This is a genomic window from Pseudomonas sp. McL0111 (genome assembly GCF_052567255.1).
Genome location: NZ_CP199585.1, coordinates 1,623,329 through 1,638,647, shown reverse-complemented (window position 1 = coordinate 1,638,647; position 15,319 = coordinate 1,623,329). Strand labels below are relative to the sequence as shown.

Annotated in this window: 10 protein-coding genes; 5 read left to right on the top strand and 5 right to left on the bottom strand. The window is 59.6% G+C overall.

Features of this window, described 5'->3' with window-relative positions; translation table 11 throughout:
- The first annotated feature begins 112 nt into the window (after positions 1-112).
- A complete protein-coding gene (locus tag ACTWLJ_RS07385; protein WP_445180400.1) occupies positions 113-2,299 on the top strand; it encodes an autotransporter outer membrane beta-barrel domain-containing protein in 2,187 nt (728 codons plus the stop codon).
- A gap of 141 nt (positions 2,300-2,440) precedes the next feature.
- On the opposite strand, the gene oadA is transcribed toward ACTWLJ_RS07385, so the two are convergent.
- Together oadA and ACTWLJ_RS07375 are read right to left on the bottom strand one after the other, a co-directional pair.
- Complete coding sequence (oadA, locus tag ACTWLJ_RS07380; RefSeq protein WP_150649083.1) at positions 2,441-4,249, bottom strand: sodium-extruding oxaloacetate decarboxylase subunit alpha; 1,809 nt, start codon at positions 4,247-4,249, stop codon at positions 2,441-2,443.
- Between the two features lie 11 nt (positions 4,250-4,260).
- The gene (locus ACTWLJ_RS07375; protein WP_401213163.1) at positions 4,261-5,676 is read right to left on the bottom strand and encodes an acetyl-CoA carboxylase biotin carboxylase subunit; all 1,416 of its coding nucleotides are present in this window, start codon (positions 5,674-5,676) and stop codon (positions 4,261-4,263) included.
- A gap of 189 nt (positions 5,677-5,865) precedes the next feature.
- Here ACTWLJ_RS07375 and ACTWLJ_RS07370 point away from each other — a divergent pair, with 189 nt between their 5' ends.
- Positions 5,866-6,828 carry a LysR family transcriptional regulator gene (locus tag ACTWLJ_RS07370; protein ID WP_445180399.1) on the top strand — a complete coding sequence of 321 codons (963 nt, stop codon included), beginning with the start codon at positions 5,866-5,868 and terminating at the stop codon, positions 6,826-6,828.
- Here the strand turns inward: ACTWLJ_RS07370 and ACTWLJ_RS07365 are convergent.
- From ACTWLJ_RS07365 to ACTWLJ_RS07355, 3 genes are all read right to left on the bottom strand, one after another.
- Entirely contained in the window at positions 6,770-6,973 is a 204-nt protein-coding gene (locus ACTWLJ_RS07365) for a PA3496 family putative envelope integrity protein (RefSeq protein WP_445180398.1), read from the bottom strand. The two genes, ACTWLJ_RS07370 and ACTWLJ_RS07365, sit on opposite strands and share 59 nt — an antisense overlap.
- A 240-nt stretch (positions 6,974-7,213) precedes the next feature.
- Positions 7,214-8,080: a transcriptional regulator HexR gene (gene hexR, locus ACTWLJ_RS07360; RefSeq protein ID WP_007912071.1), complete on the bottom strand. Its 867-nt coding sequence runs from the start codon at positions 8,078-8,080 to the stop codon at positions 7,214-7,216.
- 150 nt (positions 8,081-8,230) lie between these two features.
- Positions 8,231-11,104, bottom strand: coding sequence for a putative bifunctional diguanylate cyclase/phosphodiesterase (locus ACTWLJ_RS07355; RefSeq protein ID WP_445180397.1), 2,874 nt, complete (start codon positions 11,102-11,104; stop codon positions 8,231-8,233).
- A gap of 257 nt (positions 11,105-11,361) precedes the next feature.
- Here ACTWLJ_RS07355 and uvrD point away from each other — a divergent pair, with 257 nt between their 5' ends.
- The 3 genes from uvrD (at position 11,362) to ACTWLJ_RS07340 (ending at position 15,181) form a co-directional block, all read left to right on the top strand.
- Positions 11,362-13,545 carry a DNA helicase II gene (gene uvrD, locus ACTWLJ_RS07350; RefSeq protein ID WP_445180396.1) on the top strand — a complete coding sequence of 728 codons (2,184 nt, stop codon included), beginning with the start codon at positions 11,362-11,364 and terminating at the stop codon, positions 13,543-13,545.
- A 143-nt stretch (positions 13,546-13,688) separates the two neighbouring features.
- Positions 13,689-14,129: an EamA family transporter gene (locus ACTWLJ_RS07345; protein ID WP_201229418.1), complete on the top strand. Its 441-nt coding sequence runs from the start codon at positions 13,689-13,691 to the stop codon at positions 14,127-14,129.
- A 176-nt stretch (positions 14,130-14,305) separates the two neighbouring features.
- Positions 14,306-15,181, top strand: coding sequence for a Tim44 domain-containing protein (locus tag ACTWLJ_RS07340; protein ID WP_401213149.1), 876 nt, complete (start codon positions 14,306-14,308; stop codon positions 15,179-15,181).
- Positions 15,182-15,319: the final 138 nt, after the last annotated feature.

Here is a 15,319-nt window from a genome sequence, read left to right as displayed (position 1 = left end):
AGTTTTCCGCAGAACAAACTGACGACACCTGCAAAGACGTGGGAAGTAGCTGACATCGGGCCATAGGCCTGTCCCCTTAGAGTTTGGCCTCCCTTTACAGAGGCCGAACTTGATGGCTGTCCAACACAAATACCGACCTGAACATCTGGCACTGGCAATTGCTCTGGCAGTCAGCTGCGTAGACGTTTCCATGGCACAGCAAGCGGAAGTTTCCGCGGTGACTGATGCACAAGATCCAAAGCCGCGGAAAAAGAGACCTGTGAAAGCGGTTCCGCTCGACGATGATATTTTTAAAATCAAAGAATTCATCGGACCATTGGAACATTCGGCCTGGACCGCTGATCCGCAGGAACAAAAAACACCAAATCCGCGACCACCCGCTATCCCCGTTGAGTTCGATGCCGTCTTCTATGAGCTTCTCGACTTCCCCGAGCCTGAAACAGTAGAAGCATCTGTCGAAGAAAATCCCTTCAACAAATTCAAGAACGCCTACACAACACAACACACGATCCTTTCAAAGCCGCTTGAGAATATCAACGGGGTTTCGCTGCAACTGGGCGAGGCAGATGACCTGCTGGTGATCAGCAGCGGAGCCCAGTGGGATGGTCGGATTGATGGCGGCAAGGGAAAAAACGGCTTGCTGTTGAATGCCTCGCAAGGAGGCGAAATTGGCGAGACTGCGAACTTCGCTGGCATGCGGGTCGCCAGGGGCGAATGGCGGTTGCAGCATGAGTTTCACGGCGATACCGAGATTAAAACCGGAGCAAGCCTGTTCAACAACGGATTGATAAAAGGCGATGCCTATGTCGAGTCAAATGCTGTCTATGGCGGTCATGGTGCAGTCACCAACCTGTATGTAGACGGCGCACTGGTCGCAAGCCCGGATCTTGGATCACCCATCATTAATGGCAATCTGGAATTTTCCGAGGGGGCGATTTTTTCCTATGGTGTAAACGGCAAGGGCTACTCCACACCTGTTCTGGTCGAAGGCACTGCCGTGCTGGCCAATGCTGCCTTTCAGGTTCACGGAGTACCAGGTGACTATGCCAACAGCACAGTGCATTCGGTTCTGTTGGCCGAAAAAATTGAAGGTGAATTCGGGGAGATAACCAACAACCTTGCCTTCATGAAACCGACACTTTCTTACTCTGCCAACCAAGTAGCCCTGACTTACCAACGCAACGCCGTTGCGTTTGAGCAACTGGCTGACTCGGAAAGCGGTAAAGCCCTCGCCCGTAGCGTCGATACATCCAAAGCTGCGACCTCAAACACGGCCATTCGCACCCTTGTGAATAGCAACAAAACAACTGCAACTGCCGCCATTGAGCAACTCGCAGCCGGCAGCAACGCCAACCTCGCAAACGCCACCCTGAACAGCATTAATCCGGTCAGCGCCAGCATGCTCTCGGCGATGAATCAACTCGACAGCAATGGCTCAAGTCGATCAGCCAATGCGCCAAGTCTGGCCGCTGGTGGTGAAGATTCGGGACGGGTCTGGCTGCAAGCTTTAGGGCACGGCGGCAAGGTTGATCGCGACTTCGATACCCTGAAACACTCCACCCAAGGCCTTGTGCTGGGCGCCGACTGGCGACTCGATGAGCAATGGCATGTCGGCCTGATGGGCGGCAAATCGCAAACCCGGCTGGATGCCCGGCAATTCGATGGCGACCTCGACAGCTGGCACCTCGGCGCCTACGCGGTACGTCAGGACGGACCGTTCGCGCTACGGCTCGGCGCGTCATACGGCGGCCATGATGGAAGCGGCAAACGCCGGGTAGCATTCAGCGGATTCAGCAACCACCTCAAGAGCAACTACGACGCCAACACCCAGCAAGCCTTTGCCGAAGTCGGCTACAACCTCGGACGAGGCAATGTCAGTATCGAACCGTTCGCCAGCCTTGGTTATCAGCGCTATCAACGCGACGATTACACCGAGAAAGGAGGTGATGCGGCGCTCAAAGTGCACGGCCAGACTCAGGACAATCTGAGCAGCACTCTTGGCTTGCGCGTTGCCAAAATCAATCGTCTGGACAACGGCATGCAGCTGACTCCGCGCCTGAGTGCGAGCGTGAAGCACACCTATGGCGAGCTCTCCAACGAGACACGTCAGCAATTGGTGAGCGGAGGGAAAAGCTTTGAGGTGGCCGGCGCCGAGACAGATCGCAACAGCCTGATGCTCGACGCGGGTCTGGATCTCACCCTCTCGGCACGTCACACCGTTGGCGTTGGCCTCACCGCCGAGGCCGGCACCGACAGCCGCAGCCACGGCGTAATGGGCCAATGGCGAATGGCGTTCTGACAAAACGCATTCTGTAGGAGCTGCGGCACGCTGCGATCTTTTGATCTTGAAGATTTCAGCCTGCGGCAGCTTCCAACGGGCGAAAAAAAAGGGGAGCACATGCCCCCCCGAGGTTTAAAGCGTTGGATCGAGGCGGTTATCTCAGCCTTCGATCTCGATCAGGATTTCGCCCGGGTTGACCCGGTCGCCCTTGGCAACGTGAATGGCGGTGACCTTGCCGGCAATCGCGGCCTGGACTTCGGTTTCCATCTTCATCGCTTCGGTAATCAGTACAGCCTGGCCAGCCTTGACGGTGTCGCCTTCCTTGACCAGCACATCAACGATGTTGCCCGGCATGGTGGTGCTGACATGGCCCGGGGCCGAAGCCTGCTTGCGCTTGCTGCTGCCACCGCTGACGAATTCGTTGAGCGGTTCGAACACCACTTCTTCCGGCATGCCGTCGATGGACAGGTAGAAGTGACGCTTGCCTTCAGCCTTGACGCCGACACCGGTGATGTCGACGCGATAGGTCTCGCCGTGCACGTCGATGACGAACTCGGTCGGCACGCCTTCGCCGCCAGCCGAAGCCACGCTGCCTGCTTCCGGGATCGGCAGCAGCACTTCCGGGGTCAGGGTGCCGGCGGCACGCTCCTCAAGGAATTTGCGCCCGATGTCCGGGAACATCGCAAAGGTCAGGACGTCTTCTTCGGACTTGGCCAGCGCGCCGATGTCGGCACGCAGTTTGGTCATTTCCGGCTTGAGCAAATCGGCTGGACGTACGTCAATTACCTCTTCGCTGCCGATCGCCTGACGACGCAGTTTTTCGTTCACCACTCCCGGCGCCTTGCCGTAGCCGCCTTGCAGGTAGAGCTTCACTTCGTTGGTGATGGTCTTGTAGCGCTCGCCAGCCAGCACGTTGAAGAACGCCTGGGTGCCGACGATTTGCGATGTCGGGGTCACCAGCGGCGGGAAGCCGAGGTCTTCACGCACGCGCGGGATTTCCGCCAGCACTTCGCCCATGCGGTTGAGGGCACCCTGCTCTTTCAACTGGTTGGCAAGATTGGAGATCATCCCGCCCGGCACCTGGTTGACTTGCACACGGGTGTCGACGGCGGTGAATTCGCTTTCGAACTGGTGGTATTTCTTGCGCACGGCATAGAAGTACAGGCCGATCTCTTGCAACAGTTCGAGGTTCAGACCGGTGTCGTACTCGGTGCCCTTGAGCGCCGCGACCATCGATTCGGTACCTGGATGGCTGGTTCCCGAAGCGAAGCTGGAGATTGCGGTGTCGATGTGGTCGGCGCCGTTCTCGATAGCCTTGAGCTGGCACATGGTCGCGAGACCGGCAGTGTCATGCGAGTGGATGAACACTGGCAGCGACTGTTCGGCTTTCAATGCGCGAACCAGTTCACCGGTGGCGTACGGGGTCAGCAGACCGGCCATGTCCTTGATCGCCACGGAGTCGCAACCCATGGCTTCCATTTGCTTGGCCTGGGTAACGAACGCGTCGATGGTGTGCACCGGGCTGGTGGTGTACGCGATGGTGCCTTGGGCATGTTTGCCGGCAGCTTTCACTGCTTCGATGGCCACGCGCAGGTTACGCACGTCGTTCATCGCGTCGAAGATACGGAACACGTCGATGCCGTTGACCGCAGCCTTGGCGACGAAGGCCTTGACCACGTCGTCGCTGTAATGGCGGTAGCCCAGCAGGTTCTGCCCACGCAGGAGCATTTGCAGACGGGTGTTAGGCAGCGCCGCGCGCAGTTGGCGCAGACGCTCCCACGGGTCTTCCTTGAGGAAGCGTACGCAGGCGTCGAACGTCGCGCCGCCCCAGCACTCCAGCGACCAGTAGCCGACTTTGTCGAGCTTGTCGCAGATCGGCAGCATGTCTTCGGTGCGCATGCGGGTGGCGAGCAGCGATTGGTGAGCGTCGCGCAGGATGGTGTCGGTGACAAAGATCTTCTTGGACATTGTTGTATTCCTCACAGGCCTGCGTGGGCGGCGATGGCGGCGGCGATGGCCAGGGCCAGCTCTTCGGGTTTGCGCTTGATCGAGTAGTTGGTCAGTTCAGGGTGGCTTTCGACGAAGCTGGTATTGAACTGGCCGCTACGGAATTCCGGGTTGCGCAGGATTTCCTGGTAATACGCGGCGGTGGTCTTCACGCCTTGCAGACGCATGTCGTCGAGGGCGCGCAGCCCACGGTCCATCGCCTCTTCCCAAGTCAGCGCCCACACAACCAGCTTCAGGCACATCGAGTCGTAGAACGGCGGAATCGTGTAACCGGTGTAGATCGCCGTGTCGGTGCGCACGCCGGGACCGCCGGGGGCGTAGTAACGGGTGATCTTGCCGAAGCTCGGCAGAAAGTTGTTCTTCGGATCTTCGGCGTTGATGCGGAACTGCAACGCGAAACCACGGTGCTGAATGTCTTCCTGCTTCACCGACAGCGGCAGGCCGGAGGCGATGCGGATCTGTTCGCGGACGATGTCGATCCCGGTGATTTCTTCGGTGATCGTGTGTTCGACCTGCACCCGGGTGTTCATCTCCATGAAGTACACCTCGCCCTCGGCGAGCAGGAACTCCACGGTGCCGGCGTTCTCGTAACCCACGGCCTTGGCCGCACGCACCGACAGGTCGCCGATGTAGGCGCGCTGTTCCGGGGTCAGTTGCGGGCTCGGGGCAATTTCGATCAGCTTCTGGTTGCGGCGCTGAATCGAGCAGTCACGCTCGAACAGATGCACGACGTTGCCGAAGCTGTCGCCGAGAATCTGCGCTTCGATGTGTTTCGGATTGACGATGCACTTTTCCAGGAACACTTCCGCCGAACCGAAGGCCTTGGTCGCTTCGGAAATGACCCGGGGGAAATTCTGTTCGAGTTCTTCGCGGCTGTTGCAGCGACGGATGCCGCGACCGCCACCACCGGAGGTGGCCTTGAGCATCACCGGGTAACCGATACGGTCGCCTTCGGTCAGCGCTTCGGCGATGTCCGCGACGTTGCCTTCGGTGCCCGGTGTGACCGGCACGCCAGCCTTGATCATGCTGCGGCGGGCTTCGGTCTTGTCGCCCATGCGGCGAATCACTTCAGCCGATGGACCAATGAATTTGATTCCGCGTTCGGCGCAGATGTCTGCCAGCTCGGGGTTTTCCGAAAGGAAACCGTAACCCGGGTGCAATGCATCGCAGCCGGTTTCCACCGCCAGGTTCACCAGCTTGCGCGGGTTCAGGTAGCCGGCCAGTGGCTCGGCACCAATGCTGTGGGCCTCATCCGCACGCTTCACATGCAGGGCATGCCGGTCGGCGTCGGAAAAGATCGCAACCGAGCGAATGCCCATTTCGGCGCAGGCTCGCACGATTCTTACGGCAATCTCACCACGGTTGGCGATCAGGATCTTTGTTATCACTTGGAGGTTCCCTTGAGCCGGTGGCATCACGACCTGCTAGACCCAGGTCGACGCGTGACCAAATGTTTCAATCTGGTCGCGTCTTCACACTAGCGCCCACAAGGGATTAACAAAAATGAATAATTATTGGGTCAGGCATAAGCAAAGACTTATAGTTAAACCATCAGCCCCCGGCCAGAGCCTATAAAAATGCGTAAGTCCTTGATGCGTATGACATTGCGTCAATTACAAATCTTCAACGAAGTGTGTGATTTACGCTCTTACAGCCGCGCAGCCGAGGAAATGTCTCTCACGCAACCGGCCGTCAGCCTACAGATTCGTCAGCTGGAGGAGCTGATCGGCCAGCCATTGTTCGATTACGTCGGCAAAAAACTCTACATGACCGAAGCCGCTGAGGCACTCCAACGCGCCAGCCGGGACATTTTCGGGCGTCTGGAAAACCTCGATATGCAGCTATCGGACATGCAGGGATCGCTGCAGGGACAATTGAAGCTGGCAGTTGAGTCCAGCGCCAAATATTTTGTGCCGCACCTGTTCGCCGCCTTCAAGCGCCAGCACCCGGAAGTGAATCTGCAACTGACAGTGGTCAATCGCGGCCAAGTGATCCGCCGCCTCTCCGACAACCGCGATGATCTGGTGATCATGTCGATGGTCCCGCAGGACATGGGCCTGGAGTTTTTGCCCTTTCTCAACAACCCGATTGTCGCCGTCGCTCCACCGGATCATCCATTGGCGCACATGGGCCCGCTGCGTTTACAGGATCTGGAACCCTATACGCTGCTGATCCGCGAACCCGGCTCGGGTTCTCGACTGGCGTGCGAAGAGTATTTCAAAGAGAAGCGCGTGCACTTCACCCAGACCCAGGAAGTGGCATCCGCCGAAGCTCAGCGCGAGTGCGTATTGGCAGGTCTGGGCCTGGCGCTGTTGACGCGCCATGCCCTGAACCTAGAGCTGGCGACCGGCGGACTGGTCGAGTTGCCGATCGAGGAATTGCCGCTGCTGCGCAGTTGGTGCCTGGTGCAGGCCAAGGCCAAACGCCTGTCACCGGTGGCGCACGCCTTCCTGGCGTTTATCCGCAGCGAACGGACGCAGATCAGCGCGCTGGTTGAGCGCTTCGACGGGAAGCTGCGAGTGCTGCCTGCCAGTGATTGATGTCGGGGAAGTCGCCGATTTCGGCCTGAAGCTGGCGAAGTTCGAAGCGATCTTCGATAGCACGACGGAATTCCATGCGGCGCTGATCTTCCTGCTGACGACGGGTCTTCGCGGCGCTGTTGCGTTCTTCGTAAGGCTGAGCCATTTCGAGTCTCCCAAGGCGATTACGGGAGTTTCACGATAGGCGCGAGGGATGACGGTTTGGCTGCGCGCGGATGACAGTGCGATGAAACTTGCGGATGGTTGCGGTGTTTTCATAGATGCCATCGCGAGCAGGCTCACTCCCACATTTGATCCCGATAAGACACAGAGTTTGTGTTCACCGCAGATCCTCTGTGGGAGCGAGCCTGCTCGCGATTAAGGTCGGAACGACCTTACGATGACTTTAGTCATCAAGGGCTTTTGCCGCTTTCGGAGACAATCGCAAGCTGCGCAAACTGCGCTTCACGCTCTTGAGGTGATTGACCAGGCTCGGACCGCGCGCCATGGCCACGCCCATCGCCAACACATCGATCACCACCAGATGCGCGATACGCGAAGTCAGCGGCGTGTAGATCTCGGTATCTTCATGCACATCGATCGCCAGATTGACCGTCGACAGCTCAGCCAGCGGCGTCTGGCTCGGGCACAAGGTAATCAACGATGCACCGCTCTCGCGCACGAGGTTGGCGGTGATCAGCAGATCCTTGGAGCGACCGGACTGGGAAATGCAGATCGCCACATCGGTCGGCTTCAAGGTGACGGCCGACATCGCCTGCATGTGCGGATCGGAATACGCCGCTGCGGTCAGCAGCAAGCGGAAGAATTTATGCTGCGCATCCGCTGCCACCGCGCCCGACGCGCCAAAACCGTAGAACTCGACGCGCTGTGCTTGCGACATCAGCGTCACCGCACGCTGCAATTCCACCGGATCGAGTTTCTCGCGAACCTCCATCAAGGTGTGCAGGGTGGTGTCGAAAATCTTCAGGCTGTAGTCGGCGACGGAGTCGTCTTCGTGGATCGCGAACTGGCCGAAGCTGGCACCGGCGGCGAGGCTCTGCGCCAGCTTGAGTTTCAGATCCTGAAAACCGGAGCAACCGATGGCGCGGCAAAAGCGCACGATGGTCGGCTCACTGATGCCAACGCTGTGGGCCAGGTCGGCCATGGAACTGTGCATCACCGCCGCAGGGTCAAGCAGCACGTGGTCGGCGACCTTGAGCTCCGACTTGCGTAACAGGTGACGTGACTGGGCAATGTGTTGCAGCAGATTCAAGGGGCTGGACTCTTGTTGTGGGCAGGACTGTTTATGGGCAGACGCCAAGGATGTAGCAAGCTTGTAGTTATACTACATGAATCGGCTTTTTGCCTGCTCAATGCGTAACTCGATGCCCCCGTATCAGGCGCGATGGGCTGCATGTAGCCCTTAAAGCGGGTTTTCCTGTTCACGCAGAAGCCTGGCCAGCGCAATGGCCTCGACCGGACGACTGATCAGATAGCCCTGCACTTCATCGCAACGCTCGGCCCGCAAGAATTCCAGCTGATCCTCGCGTTCGACGCCTTCGGCCACCACTTTCAGCGATAGTCCATGCGCCATGGCGATGATCGCCCGGGTGATCGCCGCGTCTTCACTGCCCTGCCCCAGACCGCGAATGAATGCCTGATCGATCTTCACGTAATCCACCGGGATGCGCTTGAGATAACTCAACGACGAGTAGCCGGTGCCGAAGTCGTCAATCGCCAGCTTCACCCCGAGGTCGCGCAGTTGCTGGAAGGTCGCGATGATGTGTTCGACGCTGTCGAGCAGTTGGCTTTCGGTGAGTTCCAGCTCCAGGCAGTGTGGCGCCAGGCCGGTTTCTTCCAGTACCTGGCGTACCAGACTGACCAGTTTGCCCTGACGCAGTTGATGCACTGACAGATTCACGGAGACCCGAAGCGGCGCCAGACCCTGACGCTGCCATTCGCACGCCTGCCAGCAGGCCTGACGCAGTACGAATTCGCCAATCGGGCCGATCAGCCCGGTCTCCTCGGCCAGCCCGATAAAGTCCCCCGGCGGCACCCGGCCCATGGTCGGATGATCCCAGCGCACCAGCGCTTCCGCCGCATTCAGGCGACCGGTCGCCAGGCACAGTTTCGGCTGGTAGAACACGTTCAACTGCTTTTCCTCGATGGCTTTGCGCAGCTGGTTTTCCAGTTGCAAGCGCTCAAGGGTGCTGGCCTGCAAGCTCTCGGTGTAGAACTGGAAGTTGTTCCCGCCCAGATGCTTGGCGTGCTGCATGGCCATGTTCGACTGGCTGACCAGTGCGGAAATTTCCCGAGCGTTGTCCGGCAACATACTGATGCCCATCGAGGCGCTGACTACCAGTTCATGCCCTTCAACTGTTAGCGGCAAGCGCAGCTTGGCCGACAGCCGCGTCGCCACCCGCGCCAGACTCGACAAATTGCCGTACGCATCGAACAGCACCGCAAATTCGTCGCCGGACAATCGGGCGATGGTGTCGGCCTCCGGCAAAGCGTTGACCAGCCGTCGCGACATCTTCTGCAGCAACTGATCCGCGACCTCGTGACCGAGGCTGTCGTTGAGCAACTTGAAGCGATCCAGATTGATGTGCAGCAGCGCCAGACTGCGCCGCCCGCCCTGGCGCACGCGCTGATGGGCTTCATGCAGACGTTCGCGGAACAGCGAGCGATTGGCCAGCCCGGTCAGTTCGTCATAATGCGTCAGGTAGCGCATGCGCTCTTCGGATTCGCGGCGGGCCGAAAGATCGGCGAAGAAGCCCACAATATGACTGACGTTTCCCCGACCATCGCGCACTGCGTTCAATTGCAGCCATTGTGGATAAAGCTCGCCGTTCTTGCGGGTTTCGACCAGTTCGCCCTGCCAACTGCCGTGCTGCTCAAGGGCTTGGCGGATCGTGACGTAATGGCGACGGGCATCGCGGCTGCAAGGCAACTCGACAACGTTGCGCCCGAGCATGTCATCGATGTCATAACCGGTGACCCGGCTGAACGCCTGATTGATCGCAATCAACGCGTAATCAGGGTCAAGAATCACAATGCCTTCGCTGGCCGCTTCAAACACCGTTGCCGCCAGTTGCCGTTGCTGTTCGAGGTTTTTGCTGGCGCTGATGTCGCGCCGGGTGCCGACCATGCGGATCACCCGCCCGCTTTCGCTACGCTCCACCGCACGCCCACGGTCTTCGATCCAGACCCAATGACCGTCGCCGTGACGCACGCGGTATTCGATCTGATAGTCCTCGGTGCGGCCCTTCAGATGTTCGATCAGCGCATGCTTGAGCGCCGGCACGTCCTCCGAGTGCAGGCGCGGCTTGAGGTCACGCAGGATCGCCGTGACGTATTCCGGGGCGAGGCCGAACAGCTCCTGAATCTGCGTGTGATGGACTTCGTCGGTTTGCAGGTTCCAGTCCCACAAGCCCAGTTCGCTGGCCTTCAACGCGAGCGCCAGCCGCGCTTCGCTTTTGCTCAGGGCCTGATTGGCGACGTCCAGTTCGCGGCTGCGCTGGGCAACGCGATCTTCCAGCGCGACTTGCGCCTCGCGCAGCTTGCCCTCGGCACAGCGGCGATGCTCGATCTCCTTCGCCAGCTCTTTATTGAGCTGGTCACTGCGGGCCTGGGCTTGCTGCAAATGTTCGATCAGGTGCTGATTCTGGAAGCGTCGCAGCAGGCCTCGGTCGATCAGGCGATTGACCTGCCACGCCACCACACTCAGCGAACCGAGCAGGATCAATCCCAGCCAGCCCCAGCCACGCGCCAGTTCGTCGCCACCCCAGAACAGATAACCGATGGCCGGCAGCAGACACGGCAAGGTAAAAGACAGAAAGGCCGGCAGGCTCACCGCGTAAGCAACACTCGCCGACAGGGTTGCGGCGCCGATCAGGCCGAACACCCATGCTTGCTGTATGAAATTGTCGGCGGGCACCAGAGCGATGCCGGCGCCGGCCAGCGTCAGGCCGGTCATGGTCGAACCGAGCAGGAACATCCGGCCCCAGATTGGCTGCGCCTGGCGATTGGGGATCGCCGAATCGAACGCGGCGACCTGAATCACCCGCAGCGCCACCAGCGACAGCAACCACACCAGCCAGATGCTGACCACGAAGTAGCGCTGCGGGCTCCAGAGCAAACCGGCGCAGACCAGACCATTGATCAACATGAAAAGAGTGGGCAACAAGGAGCCTTGATACAACAGGCGCGTGCGCTCTACCGCCATCTCCATGGCGTAATGCTTGCGGATAACCCGGGGTTCCACAGAGGGGCCCGACAGTTCGGAGCTGAGGGTCATGGGCAACGTTCTTGTTCTTATAAGGGGGGCGTGCGCCCGAAACGTGGACGGAGCATACACAAGCCAACCCACTTGCCAAACTGCTCCAGATCATAATTTCAACGAAACTTTTCGCCTCCGAGACATCGACAAAACCCGCAGAGCCAGACGGGCTGACGCCTTCAGGCAGTGACCGACCGGTCGTCATTGGCAGGACTTTCATCGGCTAATGCAAAGCTCGGTTTGCCCGGGCTGGCGGCGCACCCTAGAATGCGCCGATGCGCGATGATCTCTCCCTTCTGCTGAACTCTCTCAACGATGCCCAACGCCAGGCCGTAGCGGCCCCCGTTGGCCGTCAGTTGGTCCTGGCCGGTGCTGGCTCCGGTAAAACCCGAGTGCTGGTGCACCGTATCGCCTGGTTGATCCAGGTCGAAAACGCCTCGCCCCACTCCGTTCTGTCGGTGACCTTCACCAACAAGGCCGCTGCCGAGATGCGTCACCGCATCGAGCAGTTGATGGGTATCAACCCGGCCGGCATGTGGGTCGGTACCTTCCACGGCCTGGCGCACCGCTTGCTGCGGGCGCATTGGCAGGAAGCCGGCCTGAGCCAGACCTTCCAGATTCTCGACAGCGATGACCAGCAGCGTCTGGTCAAGCGGGTGATCCGCGAGCTGGGACTCGACGAGCAACGCTGGCCGGCCCGTCAGGCGCAGTGGTTCATCAACGGGCAGAAAGACGAAGGTCTGCGCCCGAAACACATTCAGGCCAGCGGTGATCTGTACCTGGCCACCATGCGCAGCATTTATGAAGCCTACGAGGCTGCCTGCCTGCGCGCCGGCGTCATCGATTTCTCCGAACTGTTGCTGCGCGCTCTCGACCTGTGGCGCGACCATCCGGGTCTGCTGGCGCATTATCAGAAGCGCTTCCGGCACATTCTGGTGGACGAGTTCCAGGACACCAATGCCGTGCAGTACGCCTGGTTGCGTCTGCTCGGTCATGGCGGCGACAGCCTGATGGTGGTCGGCGACGACGACCAGTCGATCTACGGCTGGCGCGGCGCGAAAATCGAGAACATCCACCAGTATTCCGCCGACTTCCCGGACGCCGAGACCATTCGTCTGGAGCAGAACTACCGCTCCACCGCCGGCATCCTCAAAGCGGCCAACGCCCTGATCGCCAACAACACCGGACGCCTCGGTAAAGAGCTGTGGACCGACGGGGGCGACGGCGAAGCGATCAACCTGTACGCCGCGTTCAATGAGCACGACGAAGCACGCTACGTTGTCGAAACCATCGAAAGCGCGCTGAAAACCGGCCTGGCCCGCAGCGATATCGCGATTCTGTACCGCTCCAACGCCCAATCACGCGTTCTCGAAGAAGCCTTGCTGCGCGAACGCATTCCGTACCGCATCTACGGCGGCCAGCGCTTCTTCGAGCGTGCGGAAATCAAAAACGCCATGGCCTACCTGCGCTTGCTGGAAGGTCGCGGCAACGACGCGGCACTGGAGCGGGTGATCAACGTTCCGGCACGCGGCATCGGTGAGAAAACCGTCGAAGCGATCCGCGAACATGCACGCCACAGCGATGTGTCGATGTGGGAAGCCATGCGCCTGCTGGTCGCCAACAAAGGCCTGACCGGTCGCGCGGCTGGCGCCCTCGGTGCCTTTATCGAGCTGATCGAAAACCTCGCCGCCAAGTGCGCCGAGATGCCGCTGCACCTGATGACCCAGACCGTCATCGAGCAATCCGGCCTGATCGCTTATCACGAAGCGGAAAAAGGCGAGAAAGGTCAGGCCCGGGTAGAAAACCTTGAGGAACTGGTCAGCGCTGCACGCAACTTCGAGAACACCGAAGAAGACGAGGAACTGACGCCATTGGCTGCGTTCCTCGGCCACGCTTCGCTGGAGGCTGGCGACACTCAGGCCGACGAGCACGAAGACAGCATTCAGTTGATGACGCTGCACAGCGCCAAAGGCCTGGAATTCCCTTACGTGTTCCTCGTGGGCATGGAAGAAGGCCTGTTTCCGCACAAGATGAGCCTGGAAGAACCGGGGCGTCTTGAAGAGGAACGGCGTCTGGCTTACGTCGGCATCACCCGGGCGATGCAAAATCTGGTGATGACCTATGCTGAGACCCGACGCCTCTACGGCAGCGAAACCTACAACAAGGTCTCGCGTTTCGTACGGGAAGTGCCAAAAGGTCTGATTCAGGAAGTACGTCTGTCGAACAGCGTCAGCCGACCGTTCGGCGGCAATCAGTCGATGAGTGGCAGCAACCTGTTCAGCGGCAGCGAGATTCCGGAAACCGGCTTCAGCCTCGGCCAGGCTGTGCGGCATTCGATCTTCGGTGAAGGGGTGATCCTCAACTTCGAAGGCGCAGGTGCGCAGGCACGGGTGCAGGTGAACTTCAGCGAAGGGAGCAAGTGGTTGATGCTCGGTTACGCGAAGCTGGAAGCGATTTAAAGCTTACGCCGGACCAAATGTGGGAGCGAGCTTGCTCGCGAATAGGGTGATCAGTCGACATCTATTCAGACTGACACAACGCCTTCGCGGGCAAGCCCGCTCCCACAGGTTTCAGCGTTGGATGATCTATCAAGGACATTTCCATGGGCTCAGGCTTCTTTTCTTCCTGGACATTCTGGGCGCTGCTCTCGGCCACGTTCGCCGCGCTGACGGCGATTTTCGCCAAGGTCGGCATCGAAAACGTCAATTCCGACTTCGCCACGCTGCTGCGCACCATCGTGGTATTGGTCAGCCTGGCCTTGATTTTGTACGCCACGGGCCAATATCAGTCATTGGGATCGATCTCCGCCAAGAGCTACCTGTTCCTGCTGTTGTCCGGTCTGGGCACAGGCGCGTCGTGGCTGTGCTACTTCCGCGCACTGAAAGTCGGCCCGGCCTCGCTGGTCGCTCCGGTCGACAAACTCAGCGTGGTGCTGGTGGCGGTGCTCGGCGTGGTCCTGCTGGGCGAAAAACTCGACCTGCGCCAATGGGGCGGCATCGGCCTGATCACGGCCGGTGTGGTGATGCTGGCGTTTCGTCGCTAAGCACCTTTCTCACTGAACCTGTCCGGTTTTCCTACAGACAAAAGTACATGGCCTTATTGCTTCGACTGAGCTGAACGTAACCTGTCAGGCAAAAGCCCGAAACACTCTCTCGCTAGCCAGTAACACTTCAGCTGTGCAACATGGCGCGCGTGTCTCCACAAACGGGAATTCCCTTTATGAAACGTTTTCTTAGCATCGCCATGGCGTTGTGCATCGGCCTGACGATGAGCCTCGACGCCAACGCCAAGCGCTTTGGTGGTGGCAAAAGCGCCGGCGCTGCGCCGTCGCACCAGACCAGCCAGATGGCTCCTTCTTCTCCAGGCATGGGCGGCGCTGCGGCGACCGCTGGTGCTGCCGGTGCCGCTGGCGCCGCGGCCAAGGCCGGCGGTGCGTCGCGCTGGCTCGGCCCTCTGGCCGGCATCGCCGCCGGTGGCCTGCTCGCTTCCATGTTCATGGGCGGCGGCTTCCAGGGCATGCAGATCTTCGACATCCTGATCATGGCTGTGATCGCGTTCGTGATCTTCCGTTTCATCGCCGCTCGTCGACGCAAGCAGCAGGAGCACATGGCTCCGGCTGGCGCGCCGATGCAGCGTGAAGTGTTCGAACAGAAGCCAGCGGCAATGGGTTCGATCTTCGGTGGTTCGGCTGCACCTGCTGCCGCCCGTCCGGTGATCAACGCGCCAGCCTGGTTCAACGAACATAGCTTCCTTGAAGCTGCGCGCAGCCACTTCCAGTCGCTGCAGCAGCACTGGGATGCCAACGAAATGGACAAGATCGCCGAGTTCGTGACCCCGCAAATGCTCGAGTTCCTCAAGCGTGAGCGTGCTGAACTGGGTGATGCGTTCCAGTCGACCTTCATCGATAACCTCCAGGTACAACTGGATGGCGTGGATGATCGTGCAGACAAGACCATCGCCACCCTGACCTTCAGCGGCGTGTCGAAAAACTCGCGTTTCGACCAGGGCGAAGTGTTCAGCGAAAGCTGGAACATGGAACGTCCACAGGGCGACAACCAGCCTTGGCTGGTCGCCGGTATCCGCCAGAACGGCTGATACTTCCTGCGTTAAGCATGCAGTAACGAAAACCCCGGACTCGTCCGGGGTTTTTCTATTTCGCAGTTGCATCTATAGCGAGCTACTGTATAAACCGCCCCATATAAACCGCGCCATACAAGCAAGAGGATCCCGGAC